This is a genomic window from Deinococcus aquaedulcis, from assembly GCF_019693445.1.
GTDB classification, from domain to species: domain Bacteria; phylum Deinococcota; class Deinococci; order Deinococcales; family Deinococcaceae; genus Deinococcus; species Deinococcus aquaedulcis.
In genome coordinates, this window is record NZ_JAHRBL010000002.1 from 37,673 (window position 1) to 62,057 (window position 24,385).

The 24,385-nt window shown below is 69.8% G+C and carries 20 protein-coding genes and 1 pseudogene; 9 read left to right on the forward strand and 12 right to left on the reverse strand.

Annotated features, from left to right (window positions below; all coding sequences use genetic code 11):
- Positions 1 to 28 precede the first annotated feature (28 nt).
- On the reverse strand, positions 29 to 2,140 hold the full coding sequence (locus KMW22_RS03135; RefSeq protein ID WP_221088579.1) for an eCIS core domain-containing protein: 2,112 nt from the start codon (positions 2,138 to 2,140) through the stop codon (positions 29 to 31).
- 329 nt (positions 2,141 to 2,469) lie between these two features.
- Positions 2,470 to 3,777 carry an adenylosuccinate lyase gene (gene purB, locus KMW22_RS03140; protein WP_221088580.1) on the reverse strand — a complete coding sequence of 436 codons (1,308 nt, stop codon included), beginning with the start codon at positions 3,775 to 3,777 and terminating at the stop codon, positions 2,470 to 2,472.
- A 182-nt stretch (positions 3,778 to 3,959) separates the two neighbouring features.
- Between purB and KMW22_RS03145 the strand changes: the two genes are divergently transcribed.
- Positions 3,960 to 4,496, forward strand: coding sequence for a hypothetical protein (locus tag KMW22_RS03145; RefSeq protein WP_221088581.1), 537 nt, complete (start codon positions 3,960 to 3,962; stop codon positions 4,494 to 4,496).
- Positions 4,497 to 4,730: 234 nt separating this feature from the next.
- On the opposite strand, the gene KMW22_RS03150 is transcribed toward KMW22_RS03145, so the two are convergent.
- Complete coding sequence (locus tag KMW22_RS03150; RefSeq protein WP_221088582.1) at positions 4,731 to 5,387, reverse strand: hypothetical protein; 657 nt, start codon at positions 5,385 to 5,387, stop codon at positions 4,731 to 4,733.
- Between the two features lie 76 nt (positions 5,388 to 5,463).
- Between KMW22_RS03150 and KMW22_RS03155 the strand changes: the two genes are divergently transcribed.
- Positions 5,464 to 5,637 carry a hypothetical protein gene (locus tag KMW22_RS03155; RefSeq protein ID WP_221088583.1) on the forward strand — a complete coding sequence of 58 codons (174 nt, stop codon included), beginning with the start codon at positions 5,464 to 5,466 and terminating at the stop codon, positions 5,635 to 5,637.
- A 167-nt stretch (positions 5,638 to 5,804) separates the two neighbouring features.
- Here the strand turns inward: KMW22_RS03155 and KMW22_RS03160 are convergent, their stop codons facing one another.
- Positions 5,805 to 7,460, reverse strand: a complete 1,656-nt coding sequence (locus tag KMW22_RS03160; RefSeq protein ID WP_221088584.1) for a chloride channel protein — start codon at positions 7,458 to 7,460, stop codon at positions 5,805 to 5,807.
- A 196-nt stretch (positions 7,461 to 7,656) separates the two neighbouring features.
- Between KMW22_RS03160 and sodA the strand changes: the two genes are divergently transcribed.
- Positions 7,657 to 8,280, forward strand: coding sequence for a superoxide dismutase (sodA, locus tag KMW22_RS03165; protein WP_221088585.1), 624 nt, complete (start codon positions 7,657 to 7,659; stop codon positions 8,278 to 8,280).
- A 211-nt stretch (positions 8,281 to 8,491) separates the two neighbouring features.
- On the opposite strand, the gene KMW22_RS03170 is transcribed toward sodA, so the two are convergent.
- From KMW22_RS03170 to KMW22_RS03185, 4 genes are all read right to left on the reverse strand, one after another.
- Entirely contained in the window at positions 8,492 to 9,484 is a 993-nt protein-coding gene (locus KMW22_RS03170; protein ID WP_221088586.1) for an MFS transporter, read from the reverse strand.
- Between the two features lie 260 nt (positions 9,485 to 9,744).
- On the reverse strand, positions 9,745 to 11,271 hold the full coding sequence (locus KMW22_RS03175; RefSeq protein ID WP_221088587.1) for a tripartite tricarboxylate transporter permease: 1,527 nt from the start codon (positions 11,269 to 11,271) through the stop codon (positions 9,745 to 9,747).
- A complete protein-coding gene (locus KMW22_RS03180) occupies positions 11,271 to 11,783 on the reverse strand; it encodes a tripartite tricarboxylate transporter TctB family protein (protein ID WP_221088588.1) in 513 nt (170 codons plus the stop codon). Before KMW22_RS03180 ends, KMW22_RS03175 begins: the two co-directional genes overlap by 1 nt.
- 286 nt (positions 11,784 to 12,069) lie before the next feature.
- Entirely contained in the window at positions 12,070 to 13,020 is a 951-nt protein-coding gene (locus KMW22_RS03185) for a Bug family tripartite tricarboxylate transporter substrate binding protein (RefSeq protein ID WP_221088589.1), read from the reverse strand.
- Positions 13,021 to 13,247: 227 nt separating this feature from the next.
- On the opposite strand from KMW22_RS03185, the gene KMW22_RS03190 reads away from it, so the two are divergent.
- From KMW22_RS03190 to KMW22_RS03200, 3 genes are all read left to right on the forward strand, one after another.
- Complete coding sequence (locus KMW22_RS03190) at positions 13,248 to 14,849, forward strand: ATP-binding protein (RefSeq protein WP_221088590.1); 1,602 nt, start codon at positions 13,248 to 13,250, stop codon at positions 14,847 to 14,849.
- Positions 14,846 to 15,556, forward strand: a complete 711-nt coding sequence (locus KMW22_RS03195) for a response regulator transcription factor (RefSeq protein ID WP_328774577.1) — start codon at positions 14,846 to 14,848, stop codon at positions 15,554 to 15,556. The genes KMW22_RS03190 and KMW22_RS03195 overlap by 4 nt, the downstream gene beginning before the upstream one ends.
- A 95-nt stretch (positions 15,557 to 15,651) precedes the next feature.
- Positions 15,652 to 16,530 (forward strand): hypothetical protein, encoded by an 879-nt coding sequence (locus tag KMW22_RS03200; protein WP_221088591.1) that lies wholly within the window; start codon positions 15,652 to 15,654, stop codon positions 16,528 to 16,530.
- A gap of 285 nt (positions 16,531 to 16,815) precedes the next feature.
- Here the strand turns inward: KMW22_RS03200 and KMW22_RS03205 are convergent, their stop codons facing one another.
- The 3 genes from KMW22_RS03205 to KMW22_RS03215 are packed head-to-tail and all read right to left on the reverse strand — an operon-like array spanning position 16,816 to position 18,529.
- Positions 16,816 to 17,226, reverse strand: coding sequence for an inorganic pyrophosphatase (locus KMW22_RS03205; protein WP_221088592.1), 411 nt, complete (start codon positions 17,224 to 17,226; stop codon positions 16,816 to 16,818).
- Entirely contained in the window at positions 17,223 to 17,591 is a 369-nt protein-coding gene (locus tag KMW22_RS03210; RefSeq protein ID WP_221088593.1) for a hypothetical protein, read from the reverse strand. Before KMW22_RS03210 ends, KMW22_RS03205 begins: the two co-directional genes overlap by 4 nt.
- A gap of 53 nt (positions 17,592 to 17,644) precedes the next feature.
- Positions 17,645 to 18,529 carry an alpha/beta hydrolase gene (locus KMW22_RS03215; protein WP_221088594.1) on the reverse strand — a complete coding sequence of 295 codons (885 nt, stop codon included), beginning with the start codon at positions 18,527 to 18,529 and terminating at the stop codon, positions 17,645 to 17,647.
- A gap of 135 nt (positions 18,530 to 18,664) precedes the next feature.
- On the opposite strand from KMW22_RS03215, the gene KMW22_RS03220 reads away from it, so the two are divergent.
- From KMW22_RS03220 to KMW22_RS03230, 3 genes and pseudogenes are all read left to right on the forward strand, one after another.
- A complete protein-coding gene (locus KMW22_RS03220) occupies positions 18,665 to 20,125 on the forward strand; it encodes a lycopene cyclase family protein (protein ID WP_221088595.1) in 1,461 nt (486 codons plus the stop codon).
- Positions 20,126 to 20,288: 163 nt separating this feature from the next.
- Positions 20,289 to 20,954 carry an L-serine ammonia-lyase, iron-sulfur-dependent subunit beta gene (gene sdaAB / locus KMW22_RS03225; protein ID WP_221088596.1) on the forward strand — a complete coding sequence of 222 codons (666 nt, stop codon included), beginning with the start codon at positions 20,289 to 20,291 and terminating at the stop codon, positions 20,952 to 20,954.
- Positions 20,955 to 21,146: 192 nt separating this feature from the next.
- Positions 21,147 to 23,381, forward strand: a pseudogene (locus KMW22_RS03230) (EAL domain-containing protein); the annotation flags it as partial.
- 10 nt (positions 23,382 to 23,391) lie between these two features.
- On the opposite strand, the gene KMW22_RS19265 reads toward KMW22_RS03230, so the two are convergent.
- Positions 23,392 to 24,228, reverse strand: a complete 837-nt coding sequence (locus KMW22_RS19265; RefSeq protein WP_328774578.1) for an IclR family transcriptional regulator — start codon at positions 24,226 to 24,228, stop codon at positions 23,392 to 23,394.
- Positions 24,229 to 24,385: the final 157 nt, after the last annotated feature.

Below are 24,385 nucleotides of genomic sequence, written 5' to 3' on the forward strand. Positions count from 1 at the left end.
GTGAGAATACTGCGCCCGGCACAGCGCCTCAGAGGTGCTTCAACTGAGGACTGGTGCCTTTGCTGATATACGCCACCTCCACCTTCTTGCCGCCGCCCAGATTGACCTTGAGATGGGTGTTCAGTTCGGCTTGCCGCTTGCCTGGGAACACATAGCAGACCTTGCTGATCTTCTCGCCGCCGTCGCCGTCGTAGCCTTTTCGCAAAATCCGCACGTAGTCGTCGTGCTGGTCGTTGTTTGTCCCGAGCGGCACCTTGGTGTAATAGAACTTGGCGTCATAGAGCGTTTGCGTCGCGCTGTCATAACTGTCGGAGGAGCGGGTCTGGTTCATCTGGCCCTGCTTGCTGACCGTCACCCGGCCCCCGCTCCCCAGCACGGTCTTGTCCACGAACGATTCGAACATGGAGCCCTTGCCTGACACACTGAACATGCCGCCATTGGAGTGGTCGTTGCTCACCAGCGTTTCGCAGACCTCTTCCATGGCCTCGCGGGTCTGCACCATGTCGGGGATATGGTTTTTGAAAAGGGCCTGGGTAAAGTGCGGGTACTGGTCGCCCTTGGCGGGCATTAGGTTCAGGACATCCTGATCGGTCAGCGGGACCACATTTAGCACGGCGTCCACTGCCACACGGTGCTTTTTGGTGATCAGCTTGTCCTCCATCGTGTCCACCTTGCGCTTCTTGGTTTTCAGGAGGTCAATGACGTCGTCGCAGTCAGCCAGCACAGTTCCCGGATTGGCTGGTTTGATGTCCAGGGCGCCGAATTTCTGAATGTAGCGGTCATCGGCTTCCCTGACGGCGGCGATGAGGGTGTAGGCCTTCCCTTCCTTGTAAATGGCTTTGAGTAGGGTCTGGTACTGGCTGTCGTAAAAGTTGGCCGGTGCGCCCTGTTTTCGGGACGACATGTCGTCAAATGCCTTGCGCAGGGCCAACTCTGGAAATTTCAGGTACAGCTCTGAGCGCTTGCCCTTCTTCTTGATTTGCCGCTGCACTGTGCCCGGCGCCGCCTGGGTTGCTGGGTGGGGTGCAGGACCCGCACCCGCGCCGCCCGGCCCACCCATGACAGCCAGCCGCTTCCCCATCTGCTGCGCTTCCTGCTCCTTCCCGGCGTCGGGGTCCAGGCCGGCCTGAACCCTACCCTGAGCCTGCTGCACCACATGGGTCGCCTCGTGGGCCAGGAGTTCCAGGCCAGAGGCGCTGTGCGGGTTGTACTGGTTCGCGGCGAAGTAGATGTCCGTCCCGGTGGTGAAGGCGGTGGCCTGAAGGCTGCTGGCCAGCTGGGCCGCTTCACTGTCCGTATGGACCCGCACGCGCGAGAGGTCGGCGTTCAGGCCCGCTTCCAGGTGGCGCAATACCGCTGCGGGCAGCGGCTCGCCCCCGCCCTGGCGCGCCTGCACCCGCTGTGTCACGGTCTGCAAGTGCTGCGCGGCCTGCTGGCCCTGCAATTCGGCCAACTCGTGCGTGCGGGCCGCGTGCTGGCCCTGCAGGGCGTGGGCTGTCATTGCCCGCTGCAGGGCGGCGTCCTGGGCCTGCACGCGCTGCACGGCCGCCGCGTAAGCCTGCGCACCGAACGGTTCCTGGGCGGCCTGCCGCTGCAACGCCGCCAGCAAGGTCTCCTGGTCCGCCCCCGCCTGCACATGACGCTGCACCACGCCCAGCGCGTGCGCGGCGCGTTCGGTGGCTGGTATATAGGGCGCAAATTGCCCGTAGGCCGCGCCGACCTCGCCCAGAGCCTGCCCGGTGACGGCGGCGCGCTGCACCGGCGCCAGCTGCGTGGGTGGGGGCGGCATCGTAGGGGCAGGCTGGCGCTGCCACGCGCTCAGGCTCAGCGGCGTGACCCCAGCTTCGGCCAGGGCGGCCCCGCTTTGGTTCACCTCGCCCTGGGCCCGCTGTACGGCGGCGGCCAGCCCACTCTGGGCCGCCTGGTCGGCGCGCAGCAGCGAGGCCGCCTGCAGGGTGGGGGCCACCAGCGCCCGTTGCACGGCGGCCGGGGTCGTCCGGCGCGCGGGTTCCGTGGCGGGTGGGGGTACGCTGTCCCATTCGGCCTCTTCTGGGCCTTGCGGCACAGGGGCGGGCGCAAGATGCGGCGGCAGGCGGAGGTTGGCGCGGGGCGAACGGAAGCGGGATGGGCGCTCAAACATGAAGGACCTCCGGGGTGGCGCCACCGTACCCCGCCGGGCGTTAGCGATCCGTTAAGGCCGAGGCTGGTGGGTCAGGGTTCTCCCAGGTCATTGCAGCGCCTGTCCGCGTTTTTTTTGAGGGGAGAGGCGCAGTCATCAACGGCCCACCTCCTCTCAGGCTGTTTCCATTGCTGCGCGGAGGTCGCCTTTCCGACCTCACCGCCCGAGGTTTGCTGGGGAAGAGTGGCTGGTCCACGATCAAGGCGCCGCTTCCCCGCCCCCAACTTCCCGCAACAGTGCCGGACCCCAGGGCCTATCCCCGGGGTCCGGCGTGGGCCAGCCTACTTCTCTTACAACCCGAAGCGGGCGTAGATGTCGTTCACATGACGCAGATACCAGTTCAGGTCGAACGCGGCGTTCAGTTCGGCGTCGCTGAGGGTGTTTTCAGGGTCGGCTTTCAGCAGGTCGCGCAGGCCCTCGCCGGTTTCCCAGGAGCGCAGGGCATTGCGCTGCACCAGCCCGTAGGCGGCTTCGCGTGACATGCCCTTCTCGTCAATCAGGGCGTGCAGCACCCGCTGGCTGTACACCAGTCCGCCCAGATCGTTCAGGTTGCGCAGCATGCGTTCGGGGAACACCTCGAGGTCACGCAGCACGCCGGTCAGGCGGCGGGTGGCGTAGCTGGCGCTGGCCGTGGCGTCGGGCAGAATCACGCGCTCGGCGCTGGAATGGCTGATGTCGCGCTCGTGCCACAGCGCCACGTTTTCCAGGCCGGTCGCCAGAAAGCCGCGCAGCAGGCGAGCAAAGCCAGTCACGTTCTCAGTCAGGATGGGGTTTTTCTTGTGCGGCATGGACGAACTGCCGGTCTGCCCCTTGCCGAAAGGCTCCATGGCCTCGCGCACCTCGCTGCGCTGCAGGTGGCGGATTTCCACGGCAATCCGCTCCAGGGTGGTGCCCAGAATCGCCAGGGCGGAGAGCACCTCGGCGTGGCGGTCACGGGCCAGGGTCTGGTTGGTCACGGGGGCGGGTTGCCAGCCCCAGCCGTGGGCCACCTCTTCCTCCACGCGCGGCGAGACGTGCGCGTAGGTGCCCACCGAGCCCGAGAGCATGACCACCTGCACGCGCTTCCGGGCGGCGTGCAGACGCTCGAGGTCGCGGTCCAGGGTGGCCATCCAGTTCAGGAACTTCAGGCCAAAGGTCATGGGCTCGGCGTGAATGCCGTGGGTGCGGCCCACGGTGGGCGTGTGCTTGTGGGCCACCGCCTGGGTGCGGCAGACCTCGCGCAGGGCTTCCACGTCCGTGATGATCAGGCCCAGGGCTTCGTCCAGCAGCAGATTCTGGGCGGTGTCCACCACATCGGTGCTGGTCAGGCCGTGGTGGATGAAGCGCGCCTCTTCGCCGTACCGGTCGGTCAGCGCGCGGGTAAAGGCCACGATGTCGTGGCGGGTCACCGCTTCTATCTCGGCCACCTTCTGGGCAAAGGCGTCGTCCAGGGGGTCGGCCTTGCTGCGCTCGGTGAGGGCCTCGAACGCTTCCTGGGGCACCTCGCTGTGCCGGGCCTGCGCCTCCATGGCCGCCAGTTCCACACGCAGCCACGCGCGGTATTTGCTGGCCTCGCTCCACAGCGCCTTCATTTCCGGGGTCAGGTAACGGTCAATCACGTGCCCGAGGCTAACACGCGTTGGCGCATGGCCCTGGGTCAGTGGTGTGCCGTATGTGCAGAGGTGTTCATGTGTGGACAGAAAGCCGTCAGCCAGCCATGACACTCTACGGACCTCACGACATCGCCCGCACCATCAGCTCAAGGACGGGCGAGATCGGTTCATTGACAGGAGGTATCCGCATGTCTAAACGCATTGCTCTGCTCGTGACTGCCGCGCTGACCCTGGCGCCTGCACTGGCCCAGACCACCCCGGCGCCCGCCCCCACCACCAGCACCGTGACCCTGCCCGGTCAGGTGCCAGCCCAGTTGAAAGACGCCTGGGCCAGCTTCCTGGCCTCGGGTGGCACGGCCAGCCTGCTGGACAGCAGCGGCGCCGTGATTGGCACCGTGAACGCTGACGGCACGGTCACCCTGAACGCGGGCAAGACGCTGGCCGACGTAAAGGCCGTGCGCCTGCAGCCCAAGACGGGGGACGCCACCACCGTGAACGTCACCCGTGACCTCACCCGTCCTGGCGCGATCAAGATCGAGTGGATGGGCCCGAACGGCAAAATGCAGTCCCTGCCGCTGCCAGCCGTGGTGAACCGCACCCTGCGCGCCGAGCCGCCGGCGCCGCCCGCCACCACGCCCGATGACAGCAAGAGCAAGGACGACAAGAACAAGTCCGACAAGGGCAAGCCCGATACCAACCCGGGCAAGGGCAAAGGCAAGTCCTAAGCCGCCCAGCAGGCCAGCGCCACTCCGAAAGGGGTGGCGCTGTTGCTGTGGTCAAGTGAGGAACTTTGAGTCTTCGGCTTTGCTTTAAGGCTGTCAGGGTGCGTGTTGTCGAAGATCAAGAGCTCGGCCAGGCCGCTTCCGACCTTGGGCAAAGGGGGCATGAGGAAACGCGGCGCGTTAGGCCGGTGCTCTTGGCTGGGGTCACCGTGAGCCCAGCCAAATGCTGATCTGCCTTCAAGGCAGACCTGGGCCCTGGGGCTGCACGCCCGGTCCGACGCCCGCCCACAGGAGGGTGTTGCCAGGGGCGCTCAGGGCCCCCAGCGGCAGATAGGCGTGCCAGCGGGGGTCGTAGGGCACCGCCTCGGGCAGGCCCATCGCTCGCTGCAGCGCGTTCTGGTAGGTGGCGCAGTCAAAGGCATTCACCTGGCCGCCCAGCAGGTACGGTGCCCCCTGAAGCCGTGCGACTTCGGCATTCATGGCGGCCCAGTGCTGGGGCCGCACGCCGCTGTCGAGCACCAGAATCAGGTCGCGCGACTTCAGGCTGTCCAGTGGTCGCAGGCGCGCCCCCGTGCCAATGGGGCCGGTTTCCTCGCTCAGTGCCGCCTCGCTGACCTTGCGGGTGATGTGGGTGCATTCGCCGTACACCGCCCGCACGCGCTGGCACCCCACGATCAGGCTGCCCAGGGGGGCCCGGCGGGCGGCGTCCTCCAGGGGCAGCACCCGGCTGGCTGGCAGCGCCGACTGGTTCAGCAGGTCTAGGGGTTGCCACGCCGCGTCGGGCACGGTGCGCAGGTCGTCCATGCGCGGCCCGGTGGTGGCCGGCAGGCAGCTGCTCAGCAGGCCAGCGGTGAGCAGCGGAACCAGCAGGGCAGGGCGGGACAGAGGCTTCACGGTGCTTCCACTATGCCGCTACAGTGCGGGGCATGAGGGTGCCCAGGTTGCTCTTCAGGCCCCGTGCGGGCGGCCCATGATCGTGGGCCTGCTGATTCTGGTGCTGCTCAGCGTGAATCTGGGCGGGTTGGCCAGTCTGGTGTTGCAGGTGGGGCGCGGCGAGTGGCTGGCCGCTGCTGGAACGGCCGTGATGCTGACCGTGCTGAACGTGCTGGGCTTTGCTCTGCTGCGGGACCTGCGCCAGCGCTGAGCGAGAGGTAGAGGCCTTCTCCGGGCTTCCCGGGGAAAAAGGCGGGACTCTTGGCGTCGCCCCTTGGGTTTAACGAAGGGACGGAGGAGTTCGCCGCAGCTCACCGTCCAGGCCCCTTTGCTTTCAGGTGAGGCGGTCGGTCATGGACCCTGGCCTCACTCCTCTCTTCACGAGCCGGGCAAACGCAGGATGCCTTCCAGCGCGGCGTAGGCATCCGGGCGGGCCAGGAACACCAGCTCGTCGCTGGGCGTCAGGCGCAGCTGGGGGCGTGGCAGGCGCACGGTGCCGTCGCGCACCACGCCCACAATTTCCACGCCGGGCGGCAGGCTGACCACCTGCATGCGGGCGCCGTGCCAGCTGGGCGGCACCGTGCGGCGGTACAGCTCGCGTTCACTGGACGGTGGGGGCAGCAGGTCGGCTTCCTGCAGGGTGGCTTCGGGGGCGTCGTAGGGAACGGGGGCGCTGGGGGCTGCTGTTGGCACGCGGCGGGGGCGCAGGCGCACGGTGTCGGGCAGCCACGCCGGGCCCCCGGCATGGACCGGGCTGTCTCGCCGGGCGCCCAGCTGCGTGGGCACCAGCCCACTGGTGCCGCTGAGGGTGTGGGCCAGTCCGCTGGCCACCAGCGCCAGGGGCAGTAGCGTTTCGCCGCCCCAGGTCACGGCCAGCAGGCCCGCTGCCAGCGGCACGTTCAACGTGACCGTCAAAAAGGCCACCGCGCCCACCATGCAGGCCACGGCGGTGTCAATGCCCAGCAGGCTGCCCATGCCGGTGCCGATCAGGCCGCCGACCGCCACCGACGGCAGCACGCCCCCGCCCAACGCAATGCGCGCGCCGATGGCCAGCAGCAGCCAGCGCCACGCGCCCTGCCCAGCGGCCTCCGGGCCCAGGAAGCCAGCCGCCCCCAGCTGCAACCAGCCGCTGCCGTCGCCCAGCACGGCGGGGGTGCTGAAGGCGGCAATGGCGGCGGTCAGGGCGCCAAACACCGCACCCACCACCACCCGCAGCGGGCCGTCAGCGGTCCAGCGTTCCGGCAGCACCTGACAGGCCAGCAGCGACAGCCAGCCCATCGCGGTGGCCACCAGCGCCACCAGTAAGAAGGCGGGGAGCTGCGGCGCGGCCGGCACCTGCACGTCGGGCATGCTCAGCAGCGGCGTAAAGCCAAAGGCCAGTCCGTAGACCGCCGTGCCCGCCACCGCCGCCAGCACGCAGGGCATGACCACCTCGAACTCGAATTCAAAGCGGCGGTAGAGCACCTCGGCCACCAGCACCGCTGCGGCCAGGGGCGCGTGCAGCACAGCCCCCAGCGCGGCGGCCCCGCCGGCCAGGGTCAGGGTACGCAGTTCCACGCCGTCCAGACGGGTCACGCGCTGCATCAAGCGGGCGCCCAGTTGCCCGGTCATGGTAAAGGCCGAGTCGCGGCCCACCATCAGCCCCGACCCGTAGCCCAGCAGGGTGCCGCCCAGTGTGCGCAGCTGCGCGATCAGGGGCGGCCACTGGCCCCGGGCGTGGTAGCCCCCCACCAGTTGCGTGAGGGGATCGCCGTGGCTGGACGGAATCAGCCACGCGCACGCCGCGCCGATCAGGGGCAGGGCCAGCAGCCCCCAGGGCTGGGCGGTGCCAAAGGCCATCATCAGGCCGCCCTCGCCGGTGGTGCCGGGCGGCGAGAAATCGGTGAGGCGGCTGCCCAGCCCCAGCAGCAGGTCCAGCGTCAGGCGCAGGACGATGCTCAGGCCCCCCACCAGGGCGCCCAGCAGCACGCTGAGCACCACCAGCCGCCCGGTTTCGAGGCGGTTGAGCACAGCGCGGGGCAACGGAGAACGCATCGGCGCCCATGCTAAGGCATTTGGCGCGGCGCGCGGTGGCACGGGGCGCAGGGCCGCAACATGAAGCTCAGCTTAACCGCGCGGGGCCTCACCTCATCTGTACGCGGCGCGTAAGATACTGGCCGGTTGTCCGGCTGCAAGCGCGAGCGCCGTGCCGCGCCTTGCCCCCCAGCCGGGATTGAAAAGGAGCACCATCATGGCCTACGAACTGCCCAAGCTGCCCTACGCCTACGACGCCCTGGAACCCCACATTGACGCCCGCACCATGGAGATTCACCACACCAAGCATCACCAGACCTACGTGGACAACGCGAACAAGGCGCTGGAAGGCTCCGAGCTGGCCAGTCTGCCGGTGGAAGAACTGATCCAGAAGCTTGATCAGGTGCCGGGCGACAAGAAGAATGCCCTGCGCAACAACGCGGGCGGCCACGCCAACCACAGCCTGTTCTGGCAGGTCATGGGCCCCCAGGGTGCCGGGCAGCCCAGCGGCGAACTGATGGACGCGATCACGGCCGCTTTCGGGTCCTATGACGCCTTCAAGGAAAAGTTTGAAGACGCCGCCAAGACCCGCTTCGGCTCCGGCTGGGCGTGGCTGGTCGTGCAGAACGGGCAGCTGGCCGTGGTGAGCACCGCCAACCAGGACAACCCTCTGATGGGCGAGGCCGTGGCCGGCGTGAGCGGCACGCCCCTGCTGGGCGTGGACGTGTGGGAACACGCCTACTACCTGAACTACCAGAACAAGCGCCCTGACTACCTGAAGGCTTTCTGGAATGTGGTGAACTGGGACGAAGTGGCACGCCGGTACGCCGAAGCGAAGTAAGGCCAAGACAGAAATCAGCGCCCCCAGCATCACAGCCGGGGGCGCTGATTTCTGTCTTGTATCAAGGGTGTGGACCAGCTCAGGCGGGCACTACATCGTCTAGAACAGGGGGCTTTCTGCGCCCTCGTCTGCGAAGCTCTTCGAGACCCATCATCTGCGGCGCCGCTTTGCCAGTGGGGTCAGATGGAACTGTGGTTGCTCAGCGTCTGGCTCAGGTCGCCGCAGGTTCCGGGCGGTTGGGCGCTGTGCGGGGGGTGGCCAGCAGCACGCCCAGGGCCAGCGCCACCGCCGCCGCGCCGGTGCCAAAGGTGGCCGCCGGGCCCAGCCGCGCGTACAGCTGGCCGCTGATCAGGGGTCCGGCGGCCTGCGCCAGTTCGCCCACGGCCTGGGCGCCGCCCTGCACGCGGCCCTGTTCGTGGGCCGGGGTTGCCAGCGAGATCAGGGTGGTCATGCAGGCGGTGTACACGCCCTCGCCCAGCGCCAGCAGCGCCACGCTGAGGTAAACGAGCAGGGCTGCGGGGTGCAGCGGCAGCAGGGCCAGACCCACCATGCCGCCAATCCCCAGCCCAAGCCCGGCGCGGGCCAGCCGACCCTCGCCCAGGGCGCGCACCAGGTGGGGCAGCAGCAGGCCCTGCGCCACGATGTCGCACAGCCCCGAGACCATCAGGACGGTGCCCACCTGCGCCGGGCCCCAGTGCAGGCTGTCGCGGGCCAGGATGGGCAGCGCCACCTGCATTAGCGAGAAGGGCAGGGCAAGCTGGGCGGCCAGGGCCAGCAGCTGGGCGTCCAGGGCCTCGCGGGCGGCGGTCCATTCACCCTGGGCGACCAGCGCCACCACCTCGCGGCCCCAGGGGCTGGCGCTCAGGGTGTCGTCCAGGGCGTCGGGGGCCAGCGCGGCGTGCCAGCCCAGCAGTTGCCGCGCGCCCCAGGGGTACAGTTCGGCCACCAGCGCCCGCAAGCGGCCCTGCCCCACGGCGCGTTCGGGCTGTACGGTAAACGGCGTCAGCACCACCGGGGGCATGGGGCGCAGGGTGTCGGCGCTGGAGCCCAGCAGAATCCGGTCCGCCGAGAACATCAGGCGTAGGGTGCGTTCGGGGAGGTTGTAATTCTGTTCCGGCCACGCCAGGTGCAGGTCCTCCAGTTCCCAGTAGCCCTGCACATGGTCGCGCAGTGGCGGGCTGGGGGCGTGGTGCCGGAAGCGCATGCCCCCACTGTGACAGGTGGGATGAGGTCCGCCTGTTTTCAAATTCCTTCGGGAAGGGGCGTCCCTGGGGGTTCACCGCCGTTCTCCCGTTAACGTGGTTCGGCCTGCGCTCTGTTCTGTTCAGCCTTCGGCAGGGCATGGCGTGGCCCGCACCATGCCCCGCTCCCTTCCAGAGCTGTTTCAGTCCTGCTGCGCCGCTGTGCACGCCCGCTTCAATGGAACGCCTGAGGCCAGGAGGCGGTTGGCGTCCAGCCCAACGGTCAGGCGCGTTTGGTCTCGTCCGTCCCGGCCCCCTGCGCTGCCAGCCGCCGCGCCCTGGCCTTAAAAAGCTGCGGCACCACCAGCGCCGCGAGCACCGCCACCAGCAGGAAGGCCGAGAGGGGCTGGCGCAGGAACACGGTGAAATCGCCGCTGCTGGCCTGCACCGCTGTGCGGAACTGGCTTTCGGCGGCGGGCCCCAGAATCACGCCGATGATGGCGGGCGTGACCGGAAAATCGAAGCGGCGCATGCCGTAGCCGATCAGCCCGAACAGGGCCAGCAGGTACAGGTCGAACACCGAGTTGTTCAGCGAATACACGCCCACCGTGGAGAACACCAGAATCGCGGCGTACAGGAAGGGGCGGGGAATCAGCAGCAGCCGCGCCCAGACGGGCGCCAGCGGCAGGTTCAGGGCGAGCAGCATCACGTTGCCGATGTACAGGCTGGCAATCAGGCCCCACACGAGGTCGCTGTTCGTGACAAACAGCAGCGGCCCGGGCTGCAGGCCGTAGCCCTGAAACGCCGCGAGCAGCATGGCGGCCGTGGCGCTGGTGGGCAGGCCCAGGGTCAACAGCGGCACCAGCACGCCCGCCGCCGAAGCGTTGTTGGCGGCTTCGGGCCCCGCGACGCCCTCAATGGCCCCCTTCCCGAACTCCTCGGGGTGTTTGCTGAGCTTGCGTTCCAGGGTGTACGACAGAAAGGTGGGGATTTCAGCGCCGCCTGCGGGCACGGCTCCAAATGGGAAGCCCAGGGCCGTGCCACGCAGCCAGGGTTTCCACGACCGGCGCCAGTCCTCGCGGTTCATGCGGGCGTTGCCGGCCAGCTTGATCACGTTGGCGCCGCCCTTGCGCAGTCGGCTGGCCACGTACAGGGTTTCGCCCACCGCGAACAGGCCAATCACCACCGTCACGAAATCAATGCCATCAAGGAGTTCCGGGACACCCAGGGTAAAGCGCGCCTGACCGCTTTGCAGGTCGGTGCCCACCAGTCCAATCGCCAGTCCGAAGAACAGGCTGATCAGGCCGCGCAGAGGCGAGCTTCCGAACGTGGCGCTGATGGTGACGAACGCCAGCAGAATTAGCGCGAATTTGGCGCTGGGTGGAATCTGCACCGCCACATTGGCAATTGCTGGGGCCGCGAAGGTCAGCAGGATGGTGCCGATGGTGCCAGCCACAAACGACCCGATGGCGGCGGTGGCCAGCGCGGCGGCGGCGCGGCCCTTCCGGGCCATTCTGTTGCCCTCCAGCGCGGTGATGATGGAACTGCTTTCGCCCGGGGTGTTCAGCAGAATGCTGGTGGTGCTGCCCCCGAACATCCCGCCGTAGTAAATCCCGGCAAACATGATGAACGCGCTGACCGGCGGCAGCTTGGCGGTCACTGGTAGCAGCAGGGCGACCGTCAGGGCCGGCCCAATGCCGGGCAGCACGCCCACCAAGGTGCCCAGCGTGACGCCCACCAGGGCCCACAGCAGATTCATGGGCGTGAGGGCCGTTTCAAAGCCGGTCAGCAGCGACGACAGGGCCTCCATCACAGCACCCCATTCAGCAGACCAGGCGGCAGACTCAGGCCCAGGCCACGGGTAAAGACCACGTAGGTGAGCAGCGCCACCGTTAGCGCCACGCCGATCAGCAGGGGCAGGCGGCGCTCACCGTAGGCGTAGCCCACGCTGGCGTACATCAGGGCCGTGCCCAGCACAAAGCCCAGGGGCTGCAGCAGCGCCGCGCCCAGCAGAAACCCCCCCAGAATCAGGGCGGCGGGGCGCAGGTCGGCAGGCTGGGTGGGGTCGGTGTCTTCTTCGACCGCCGGTTCGGCGCGGTGGCCCTGCAGGGCCGAGACCAGCAGCGCCAGCCCCAGCAGCAGCGTGCCGGCCGACACGATCAGGGGAAAGGCGCGCGGGCCCACCACAGCATTGATACCAAACGGAATCTGCAGGGTGCCCGCCAGCAGCAGGCCGCCCAGCAGCAGCACGCCCAGCGCCACCAGCAGATCAGGAACGCTGGGGCGCGGGCGGTGGGTGGGGGCAACGGAAGGGTCAGTCATAGGAACCTCGGCGGGCACAGGGTGTCCACGGCGGAGCCGGGCCCGAGGCGCGCCAATGGGCGCCTCTGCCCGGCTGGGGGTGTGGGCTCAGAACAGGGAGGAGGGCGGAACGGCGGCGATGGGCACACTCAAGGCGTTCGAAGTTGATCTTGAGATCAAACGAGTAAAGCGAGGATCGACAAAAGGACGTTGCACCGGGAGTGGAGACTGCTCGGCGCTCTCCTGAACAGTCGCCACGTGGGGTGCGACGTCCTTGGCTGGGCGCTAGACCGCGCGCCAGCCGCCGTTACTTCACCAGCCCAATGTCCTTCAGAATCTCGCGGGTGCGGTTGGCTTCCAGTTTCAGGAACACGTCGAACTTGCTGCCGCTCATGTACAGGTCCGTCCAGTTGCGCGCTTTCAGGGTGTCTTTCCAGGCCTTGCTGGCGTGCACCTTATCCATGGCCGCCACCAGCGCCGCCTTTTCGCTGCCGCTCAGGCCAGGGGGGGCCACGATGCCGCGCCAGTTGGCCAGTTCCACGTTGTACCCCTGCGACTTCATGGTGGGCACCGGAATCCCGGCCTGGGCCCTGGGCGCGCTGAGCCCCAGGGCACGCAGCTTGCCGGCCTTGATCTGGGCTTCGAACTCGCCGTAGCCCGCCACGCCAGCGGCCACCTGATTGCCCAGCAGCGCCGCCAGCGTTTCGCCGCCGCCGCTGAAGGGGACGTAGTTCATCTTTTTGGGATCCACGCCCGCCGCCTTGGCGAACAGGCCCACCAGCATGTGGTCGGTGCCGCCCGCGCTGCCGCCCGCAAAGGCGAGGCTGGGGTTGGCCTTCCAGGCGGCGGCCAAGTCGTCCAGCGTCTTGTGGGGGCTGCTGGCGGGCACCACGATCACCTCGTACTCGCCGGTCAGGCGGGCAATGGGGGTCACGCGGCTGAGGTCCACCTTGGAGCTGTTGGTCTGAATGGCGCCCACCATCACGAGGCCCATGGTCATCAGGAGGTTGCCGTCGCCCTTGCTGTTGTACAGCTGCGCCAGCCCAATGGTGCCGCCCGCGCCGGGCACGTTGAACACCTGCACGCCCCGGGCAATGCCCTCGCCCTGCAGCACGCTCTGAATGGCGCGGCTGGTCTGGTCCCAGCCGCCCCCCGGGCTGGCGGGCGCCATGATGCGCAGGCCGCTGAGGCCCTGGGCCGAAACGGTGGAGGTCAGCAGCAGAGCCGACAGAACAAGGGCAGCAGGTTTGAATGTCATAGGTGCCTCCGAAATAGGCAGAACAGAAGTGGTGGCGGGGGCCCGCAGCCGGGCAGAGGGCGCACTGGGTTGTGGTTGCCCTGTCACGCTACGCCCGCGCCCCCGCCCGAACAAGATGTTTTTTGCGTGTTGGCCGCACAGTGGCCCGCACGCAATGCACGGCCGTGAACGCAGTGAACAAAACCCTGGCGCAGGCCCGCTTAGCCCGTAGACTTCTGCCAACGATCATGCGCCGCTCTTTCCGCCGCCCGAACCTGCAGGGCCGCCTGGTGCGCCTGCACCTGCTGGTGCTGTGCGGCATGACGGTGCTGCTGGTGCTGGTGCAGACCGCGCAGCTGTACCGCGAGGCCCGCGAGCGGCTGGGCGAGCGCGCCGTGACCGCCAGCCGGCTGGTGGCGCAGTTGCCGCTGGTGGTGCAGGGCGCCCAGGCGGGCACCCAGAACCCGGCGCTGAACGCGCAGGTTAACCGCCTGCGCGTTCAGGCCGAGGCCGATTTCATCGTGGTGGGCAACCGCGCGGGGATTCGGCTGGCCCACCCGCTGCTAGAGCGCCTGGGCCGCCCGATGGAAGGTGGCGACAACACCGGGCCGCTGTCCGGGCAGGAGGTGGTGAGCGTGGCGCGTGGCAGCCTGGGCCTCAGTGTGCGCGGCAAGGTGCCGGTGTGGCGCGGCGGCGTGCCGGGCACCGAGGTGGTGGGCGTGGTAAGCACCGGCTACCTGATGCCGCAGGTGTGGCATCTGGTGCAGGGCGCCCTGGTGAGCCTGCTGCCCTGGTTCGTGCTGGCGCTGGCGCTGGGCAGCGCGGGGGCGGTGTGGGCCGCGCGGCGCCTGCGCGCCGAGATTCTGAACCTGGAACCCGAACAGATTGCGGCGCTGGCCCAGCAGCAGCGCGCGGTGCTGGCTGCCCTGCGTGAAGGCGTGCTGGCCGTGAACGCGGCCGGGCAGGTGACCCTCAGCAGCGCCCGCGCCGTGGCCCTGCTGGGGGGCGGCGCGGCACCCGCGCCCCTGGCGACCCTGTGGCCGGAACTGGCGGCCCTGACCGCTCCCCACCCCCCGGCGCGGGTGCAGAACCTGGAAGTGCCCCTGCGCGGCCAGCCCGTGCTGGTGAACCTGGAACCGCTGGAAGGCGGCGGCTTTGTGGCGGGCTTCCGTGACCGCGCCGAGGCCCTGGCCCTGGCCGAGGAACTCACCCACGCCCGGGGGTTTGTGGACGTGCTGCGCGCCCAGACGCACGAGTACCAGAACCGCCTGCATGTGCTCTCGGGCCTGCTGCAACTGGGGCGCAGCAAGGAGGCGCTGCGGGTGCTGAACGCCGAGATTCACGCCGACGCCCAGTTCCGGCAGCTGCTGCGTGACGTGCAGGTGCCCCGGCTGGTGGCCCTGCTGGCGGGCAAGCGCGAGCGCGCCCAGGAGTTGGGCATTGAGTTCCGGGTGGCCGAGGGCAGCGCCCTGAGCCCGGTCTGGGAGCGCCACGCCGATACCCTGGTGAGCGCCGTGGGCAACCTGACCGAAAACGCCTTCGAAGCCCTGGCCGGCGCGCCGGGGCAGGTGACCGTGCTGATTGGAGAGGACCCGGACGGCATGCAGATCGAGGTGGAAGACACCGGCCCCGGGGTACCGGCGGCCCTGACAGAGGCGCTGTACACCCAGGGCGCCAGCAGCAAGGGCGAGGGCCGGGGCTACGGCCTGCATGGCGTGCTGACGCGGGTGGCGGCATTGGGCGGCCAGCTGCGCCACACCCGGCGCGGCGCGCGCACGGTGTTTCAACTGAGCCTGCCCGCGCCGCATCTGCCCGCGCCACGCCTGCCGGTTCACGGGGGGCTGCAGTGACGCCCCTGGCGGGCGGGCGGGTGCGGGTGCTGCTGGTCGAGGACGACCTGCGGGTGGCCCGCGTGAACCGCGACCTGCTAGAGCGTGACCCCGAGGTGCATGTGGTGGGCAGCGCGGCCACCTGTGCCCAGGGCGACGCACTGGCCCAGGCCCTGCACCCGGACCTGATCCTGCTGGACGTGCACCTGCCCGACGGCAGCGGGCTGGGCCTGCTGCGCCACTGGCGCACCCAGGGCCGCACCACCGACGTGGCCCTGATCACGGCGGCCGACGACGAAGCCAGCGTGCGCCTGGCGCTGGCCCACGGGGCGTTTGACTACCTGATCAAGCCCTTTACGGGCGCCCGGCTGGCCGAACTGATCGCCCGGCACCGCGCCCGCCGCCTGCCCGGTTCGGCCGGGGCCGCGCGGCTGGACCAGGGCCGCCTGGACCGCCTGCTGGGCCTGAACCAGACGGCGCCTGGACCGCTGCCGCGCGGCATTGACCCCCACACCCTGGACCGGGTGGCCCAGGCCCTGGGCGCCAGCCCCCGGGCCGTGACTGCCGAGGAGGTGGGCGAACTGGTGGGCCTTAGCCGGGTTACAGCGTGGCGCTACCTGGAACATCTGGTGCGCAGCGGTCAGGCGGCGCTGGATCACCAGTACGGGCAGGCCGGGCGCCCGGTGAAGCTCTACCGCGCGGCGGTGGGCCAGGAGAACGGCGGCTGACAGGAGAGGGCCGTGCTGCGGCTGGTCCAGCACCCTGCACGACCCTGACGCCCTACCCAGTTGAGGGCTGGCCTTTTGCCTACACTGGGCGGGCCATGCGTGCCCCCCATCTTCTCGCCCTCTCGCTTCTGGCGCTGCTTGCGTGCAGCTGTGCGCCGCGCCTGACCGTCCGCCCCGCGCAGACCCCTGCCCTGGATCTGGCAGGCCCCGCGCCGGATGTGGTGCTGCTCAGTGTGTCCGGGCGCTGCGGCGTGCCCTGCGAGGCGCCGCACGACAACTGGGACTACCTGACCTCGCGCGGCACCGTGGACCAGGTGGCGCAGGCCCTGAGCGCCCAGGGACTGCGGGTGCAGGTGGCGGGGTACGCCAGCCATCCGCTGGCCGGCCACAGCTCTGGGCTGGTGCCGGCGCCCCAGCGGGGCTTTGCGGCGCTGCAGGTCGATCTGGACACGCTGGCCGCCACCTGGCTGGGCGGGCCCCGGCCTCCCCGGCTGGTCTTGCTGGGACACTCACAGGGCTCGGCGTGGCTGCATCACCTCACGCGGGTGAACCCGCAGGTCACCTTCGACGTGCAGATTGATCTGGACGGCATCTGTCTGGCCTGGAACACGGATTTTGGCCGCCTGGTGCGCGATCTTGCCCCGGGGACCGTCTCGCCGCTGGAAGCCTGCGAAACCTTCCGGGTGGTGGGGCAGAATGTCAGCGGCAAGGACGTGGTGTGGCCCAACGTGCGCGTAAATCTGGAGGTCCAGAGCCAGCGCCTGCCCACCCTGGATGCCCAGGGCTTCCCGGTGAATTACCTCTTTGAACTGGCGCCCAACGTGCGCCTGGACGGCACCCGCAGCGGCATTGAGCGCTACGTCTCGCCCCGCGAGGACCACAGCGCCGTGACCCGCCCGGGCAGCGAGGCCCTGGGCTGGGTGACCGCCCGGCTCGCGGCGCTGGCTGGGGACTGGAGCCGCGCCGCGCCGTAAGACTGGTGCCCGCCTGAGCAATGGTGCGGACAGTTTTCAAGCCATGCATGACGGCCGTTGCGAACACATCGTCTGGGAGGCCCGTCCCGTCACCCCCCTCCCAGCCTCCCCCGCAAGGGGGGAGGAGGAAACACAGCGGCGTCATCGCGTCGCTTCATGCGAAACGCTGAAACTGTCCGCACCATTGGCTGATCCGCTTCTGGATCGGAAACCAGCGGGTTCGTTCTCCGCAGGGGCGTTTGAGCCCTGTCTGCTGGTCTGCATGCAGTCGTTTTGCCCAGCAAGTCAATGGGTACCCGAATCCCCCGTCACCTGGGCCAGCCACGTCTGCGCGGCCTCGGCACCCAGCACCTGTGCCCCGCGTTCGGGGGGAAACCACGCCAGCAGCGCGTGGAGCCCCTGGGGCGCCCCGTCGGCCGCGCCAAAAATCACCTTGTGGTCGCCGTCGTGCAGGTGTAGCAGGCCACTGGGGACGTCCACGATCTCCTCGCCAGCGGGGCGGGGCGGGCCCAGCCACACCGCGTCCACCTCGGCGCCGTCGGCTGGGTTCAGGGTGCCGGGTAGGCAGCCGTAGTTGACCGGGGCGGCCAGCGGCTCGGTGCGCAGCGGTTCCAGACCTGCTCCCCGCCATACAAAGCGCTCGCGGGTGCCTGCCGTCCATTCCACCACCCCGCGCCACGCCCGGGGGGCACTCAAGGCTCGACCTCGTACAGTTCCACCTGCCGCAGCACCGTGCCGCCGAACGAGAGCACCGCGCGGTAAGCGCCCTTGTCAGGGGCACGCAGCGAGAAAGCAGCCTGACGCTGCGCCGCGTCCAGGTACACGCTGTCGGTGCCAATGGGCGCCGAGCCGTTGAACCACGCCACGCTGAGGTAGCCGGGTTCAAAGCGGCCGTCCACCTGCGCCTGCAGCCGCAAGCTGTCGCCGTCGCGGGTCAGGGTGGCCTGTGTCACGCGGGCGGGCAGCTGCGGCTCGATCTGCGGCGGAATCAGGGGCACAAAGTTGTAGCGGCACGCGCTCAGGGCCGGCGCGAGCAGCACACACAGGACAAGGGCGCGCATGGGGGCAAGTCTAGAGCATGGGGCCAGGGTGCACCCTCGCCCCCCCCGTTTCCTCAGCGCAGGCGCCGGGCCTCAATAAAGTCCAGCGTGGCCTTGCGGGTGCCGCCCAGGAAGGTCAGCGGGCGGGCCAGGGCCGCGATCACCGTGATGTGGTTCACCCGGGGCAGCACCGTGCGCGTGACTGGCACCCCGGCGCGTTTCAGGGCCGCTTCCATGTTCAGGGCGTTCTGCGGGTACACCGTGGTGTCGTTTTCGGCCACCAGCAGCAGGTGGGGCGGTGCGTCCGGGCGAACGTGGCGGTCAGGCATGACCTCGTCGGGGGTGGCGCCTTCGGGGAAGGCGCGGGCGCTGGCAAACTGCCGGAAATCGTAGGAGTAGGGCCCGGCCACCCCGATCACGCCGCGAAGGCTGGAGACGGGCACGCCCGCCTCGCGCAGCCATCGTTCATTGACCACCACCTCCACCGCGTTAAAGGCCCCGGCCGAATGGCCCATCACAAACAGGTTGTCGGCGTTGCCGCCGAAGGTCTTGGCCTGATCGCGCAGCACCTTCAGGGCCTGCGCGGCGTCCTGAATGTAGGTGGGGTAGCGGTTTTGCGGCGCCAGACGGTAGTTCATCACGGCCGTTACGTACCCGGCGCGCGCCAGCGACTCGCCCACGAAGGTGTGGCCTTCTTTATCGCCGCCCTCCCAGGAGCCGCCGTGAATGAACAGTACCACCGGGGCATTGGCGGCGTTCTGCGGGGCGTAAATGTCCATCAGGTTGCGCGTGTCCGGGCCGTAGCGCACATCACGGGTCACGTTCAGGCCCGACAGCGGCACCGAGCGGTTCAGGGTGCCCTGCAGGTTCTGGGGAGAGCAGGCGCTCAGCAGCAGCCCAGCGCCAAGGAGGCCGGCACCCAGCAGGCCAGTGCGCAGGGAGGGGGAGGGTCGGGTCATAGGCGGCAGCCTAAAGCGGCGGGCGGCGCGGCGGCAGGAACGCGGGGCACACTCCGCCTTTAGGCTTTGCCCACGCTTGCCCCTGGCGTGCGCGGGCACACTCGGGGACAGCAGCTGGGCAGTACCCTGCCGGGGATGTTCCGCGCGCCCCCGCTCCAGACCGATGTGCTGCTGATCGGGGGCGGCCCGGCGGCCCTGGCGCTGGCGGCGGCGCTGGCGCCCCACGGCGTTCAGGTGCAGGTGGTGGCCCCGCACCACCCCCGCCCCCCGGCCCCCACCTACGGCGCGTGGCTGGACGACCTGCCGCCCTGGGCCCAGGCTTGCGCCGCGCAGGTGTGGAGCGACGTACGGGTGTACACCGGCCCGCAGCCCACGCCGCTGCTGCGCCCCTATGCCCTGCTGGACAACGCGCGACTGCTGCAGGCCCTGCTGGCACGCGCGCAGGGCGCCCTGACCTGGACGGTGGGCGAGGTACAGGAGGCGCGGCCAGACGGCCACGGCTGGACGGTGCAGGGGCGCGGCGGCGAGCATTGGCACGCGCGGGTGGTGGTGGACGCCAGCGGCCACGCCCCCGCGCTGCGCCGGGCCCAGCACCCTGGCGGAGCGGCCCTGCAAACCGCGTTTGGGGTGGTGGGCCGCTTTGCGCACCCGCCCTGTGCGCCCGGCAGCATGGTCTGGATGGACTACCGCGCCCCCCACGGCCCGGGGCCAGAGGCCACCTTTCTGTACGCCATGCACCTGGGCGGCGACCGCTATTTCGTGGAAGAAACCAGCCTGATCGCGCGCCCAGCGCCCACCCGCGCGTGGCTGCGCGCCCGCCTGCACGCCCGCCTGCACGCGCAGGGCACGCCCCTAACGCACACTGAGTCCGAGGAATGGGTGGCCTTTCCCATGAATGCGGCGGCCCCCGGGCCCGGCGGCGCACTGGCGTACGGGGCGGCGGGCGGGCTGGTGCATCCCATCAGTGGGTTTCAGGTGGCCGGGGCGCTGCAGATGGCCCCGGCCGTGGCCCAGGCCCTGGCCGGGGCGCTGCAGGCCGGCACCGACCCCCACGCGGCGGGCTGGGCGGCCCTGTGGTCCCCGGAACGCCGGGCGGCGCGGGCGGTGCATCTGCTGGGCGTGCAGGCCCTGCTGAACCTCCCGCCCACCACCCTGCCTGCCTTTTTCGAGGCGTTCTTTGCCCTGCCCCCGGCGCAGTGGCACGCGTTTCTGGACCCGGCGACCCCGGCCGGGCCACTGGCCCGCACCATGCTGCGCCTCTTCGCGGCCCTGCCGGTCCCGGTGCGGCTGCCGCTGGCCCGCGCCGCGCTGGCCCAGCCGGGCACCAGCGTGCAGGCCCTGGCCGCGTCTCTGAAGAGGTCTTCTGGGCCTTCCCATCCGCAGGCCGGCTGGAGACGCGACCCTGGGCCCATGACCAACCCCGACCACGCCGACAACGCTGTGCGCCGCCACGAAGACACCGACCAGCATGAGGTGATCGAGGACGGCATGCAGGGGGCCACCGGCAGCACCGACGCCAACGGCCTGGACCCCAAGGCTGACCTGGGCCAGAAGCTGGAAGAACTGCGCGAGAACCTGGGCGGCACGGCGGAGTAAGGCGGGTGGGGCGCGTGGGTTAGCCCAGCGTCCGGACCAGGAAGCCACGAACTCGAAAGCCGTGTTCGCCTCGTGAGGCCCCTTCGGCCGCTTTGCCGGCAAGGGGCCTCGCGTTCTGTTTCCCTCCCGAACAGCCCACCTTCCCCCCGCCTATACTCGCCGCATGTCCCTTCTCGACATGATTGGCCCCGTCATGATCGGGCCCAGTAGCAGCCACACGGCGGGCGCCTGCCGCCTGGGGCTGGTGGCCCACCACCTGTTAGGCGAAACCCCCCGGCAGGCCCGGATTGGGCTGCACGCCTCGTTTGCCAAGACCGGGCGCGGGCACGGCACGCACCTCGCGCTGATTGCCGGGCTGCTGGGCTACCGCCCCGACGACGAGCGCCTGCCCCAGGCCTTCGAGCAGGCGCAGGCCGCCGGGCTGGCCTTCGAGTTCCACGACGCCGACCTGGGCGACGTGCACCCCAATACCGCCCTGCTGGAAGTGCAGGGCGAACACGAAGCCGTGAGCGTGCAGGGCAGCTCAACGGGCGGCGGCGTGATTCAGGTCACGCAGGTGCAGGGGCTGGGCGTGAATTTCAGCGGCGCCAGTCCCACCGTGCTGCTGCGGTATCCGGACACGGTGGGCATGATCGCCCGCGTGGCCAGCACCGTCGCGGCCGACGGGGTGAACATCGCCGCCCTGACCTGTACCCGGCAGACGCGCGGCGGTCAGGCGCTGCTGGCCATTGAACTGGACCAGCCCCTGAGCCCCGAGGCCCTGGCTTTCCTGCGCCGCTGGCCGGACATGCACTGGGTCCGGCTGCTGCCCAAGCTGATGGACGGTTAAAGAACGCGGGGTGTGAGGATTCTGTGGTAGGCGGCGCCCTATGGTGGCCGCAGCGTGGCCCTGGCTGCGCCTGCCCCCGCCATGACCAACCCCGCCCTGCCCCCCCCAAGCGACCTGCCCCCGCCCGACGCGGCGCGCGGCGTGACGCCCGGCGCTGACCTGCGCGAGCGGCTGCGCGCCCTGGAAGAAGGCATGTACCGCACCCCCGAGCATTCGGGCGTGGCGGTGCGGGGCCTGCTGGCCGAAGCGCAGGCCACCGGCGACACCTGGGCGCAGGGCTTTGCGCTGGTGCTGCTCAGCGGCTGCGCCTTTTACCTGGGTGACCCGCGCGAAACCATCGCGCTGGCCCAGGAGGGCCTGGCCCTGGCCCGCCGGGTGGGCGCCCTGGACCTGGAATGCCGCCTGATCAACGGGCTGGCGCTGGCCCACCACCGCCTGGGTGAATACGACCGCGCCTTTGACTGCTTCCTACAGACCCTGCGCCTTGCCCAGCAACTGGGCGACGATCCGGGGCGGTTCCGGGCGCTGAACAATCTGGCCAGCCTGTACACCGACACCGGCAACCTGCAGCAGGCCCTGGAGGCCATGCGCGAGGCCCTGAGCATCGCCCAGACCCTGAGCCCCACCTTTCGCGGCGCGGCCATGACGCACCTGATCGCCATTCATACGCGCCTGGGCGAGTACGAGCAGACCCTGGCGCTGGCCCAGGCACACCTGCCGCTGATTCTGGAACACTGCCCGCCGCGCTGGCTGGGCACCATTCAGCGTGACGTGGCGCGCGCCCTGCTGGCCCAGGGCCGCCCCGAGGAATCGCTGGCCGCCGCCCAGGAGGGCCTGGAGGAAGCGCACCGCCGCCAGGACCAGGAAAACATTGGCCAGTTGACGCTGGGTGTGGTAAGCGCCCAGCTGGCCCTGGGCCGTCTGGGCGAGGCCCGCCCCCTGCTGGACGAGGCCCTGGCCCTGAGCCGCGACATGGGCAGCCGTCCCCTGGAAACCGAGGCCCTGGCCCTGATGGCCACCCTCTGCGAGCAGGAGGGCGACCACCACGCCGCCCTGAGCTACACCCGCGCGCACTTTGAGCTGGAACGCCAGATTCATGCCAGTGAGGTCGAAAGCCGCTCGCAGCTGCTGACCGCCCAGATTCGCCTGGAACTGCTGCAGCGCGAAGCCGAAATCGAGCGCCTGCGCAACGTGGAACTGGCGCAGGCCAACACCGCGCTGCAGCAGACCCAGCAGGTGCTGCTGCACCGCGCCACCCACGATCCCCTGACCGGCGTGGCCAACCGCGCCCACTTTGGGCACAGCACCCAGCAGGCGCTGGATTCCCTGCAGGGCGGCGAGTACCTGGGGCTGATCTTTATTGACCTGGACAAGTTCAAACAGGTGAATGACACCCTGGGGCACCACGCGGGCGACCAGTTGCTGCAGGAGGTGGCCCGGCGCCTCAAGGGCGTGGTGCGCGCCTCTGACCTCGTGGGGCGCATTGGCGGCGACGAATTCACGGTATTGCTGCGCCGCGTGTCGGCCGTGCAGGACGCGCGCGCCGTGGCGGCCAAGCTGCTGAGCGTGCTGGCCGAGCCCTTCCGCATCGAGGGCCAGACGGTGCAGATCACGGCCTCGGTGGGCTGCGCGGTGGCCCCCACCGACGGCCAGGACGCCGAGGCCCTGCAGCGCCACGCCGATACCGCCATGTACCGCGTGAAGCACGCGGGCGGCAATCAGGTGCTGCACTTTGAGGCCGACATGGGTGAACCCGCCGAGCGCCGCGCCCTGGAACGCGACCTGCGCGGCGCCCACGAACGCGGCGAACTGCGCCTGCACTACCAGGGCCGTTTTGCGCTGGGCGGCCCCCGGCTGGTGGGCTTCGAGGCCCTGATCCGCTGGCAGCACCCCACGCGCGGCCTGATCTCGCCCGCCGTGTTTATCCCCATGGCCGAGGAATCACGCGCCATCCTGCCCATTGGCGCCTGGGTGCTGCGCGAGGCCTGCGCCCAGGCGGTGCGCTGGCGTTTCGCCGAGCGGGGCCTGTGCATGTCGGTGAACGTCTCGCCCATGCAGTTCGAGCAGCCCACCTTTGTGGCCGATGTGCAGGCGGCCCTGCGCGAGACCGGCCTGCCTGCTGGGCAGCTGGTGCTGGAACTTACCGAGAGCCTCGTGATGCGGGACCTGACCCTGGCGCTGGGCCATATTCAGGAACTCAAGGCCCTGGGCGTGCAGGTGGCGATTGACGACTTTGGCACCGGCTATTCCAGCCTCAGCGTGCTGCAGGCGCTGCCCTTTGACCAGCTGAAGATTGACCGCTCCTTTACCAGCCACCTCACGACCTCGGCCAGCCAGCGGGTGACGGCCCTGCTGAGCGCCATCATTCAGCTGGCCCACAGCCTGGATATGACGGTGACGGTGGAAGGCGTGGAGGACGACACGCAGCGCCGCCTGCTTACAGGTCTGGGGTGTGACCATGTGCAGGGCTTTCTGCTGGCGCGTCCCCTTCCGGAAGCGCAGGCCCAAGCCCTGCTGCCCGGCGAGGCCCTGGCGCCTGGCCCCGGAACCCCAGCGCCCAACTGACCTCGTCGGCGGCGTCGCGCAGGGCGCGCAGCAGGGTGTCGCGTTCGCGCAGCCGCGCGCTGGGCAGGCTAACCCCCAGTGCCGCCAGCACCGCGCCCCCCTCGCCCCGGATGGGCACAGCGAGGCTGCCGGTGCCGGGGGCCCACTCGTCCTGCGTCTGGGCAAAGGCGGCGGCGCGAATATCGGCGGCGTCCCGGGTCCAGGCGTCTGGGGCGGTTACGGTTTGTGGGGTAAAGGCGGCGGCCTGCGGCGGCAGGGGACGCCCGGCCAGGGCCAGCAGCAGTTTGCCACTGGCGGTGGCGTGGGCGGGCAGTTCAAAGTCCAGTTCGCCCGCCACGGGGGGGCCGCCCCGGCCCTGCACGCTGCGGGCCACGCACAGCACCCGCTCGCCTTCGCGCACGCACAGAAAGGCCAGACAGTGGGTGCGCCGCGCCACGCGCTCCATCGCGTCGTGCGCCGGGGCGTACCAGGGCAGGCTGCCGTACAGGGCGCTGGAGAGTTTGAGCAGCCGCCAGCCTAGGCGGTAACGGCCCCGGCCCACGCGCTGCAGCAGGCCCACGGCCGCCAGGGTGGACAGGGCTTCGTGGACGGTGGAGGTGGGCTGGTTCAGGTGGCGGGCCAGGGCGGAGAGGGTCCATTCCGTGTGGTCGGCGTCGAACAGTTCCAGGAGGTGGACGGCGCTTTCCACGGTGGAGAGGGTTCGGGGCACGGGGGGTATGGTAGCGGGGGGAGATGGGGTTTGGGGGCGGGGTTTGGTGGAGGTTTCTGCCGGCTTGCCCCACCCCCCCAGCCCCCCTACCCCGGAGGGGCAGGGGGGAGTTTTCCGCTGCGCTCGGCAAACGTTGACTGACGATTTAGGGCGGCCC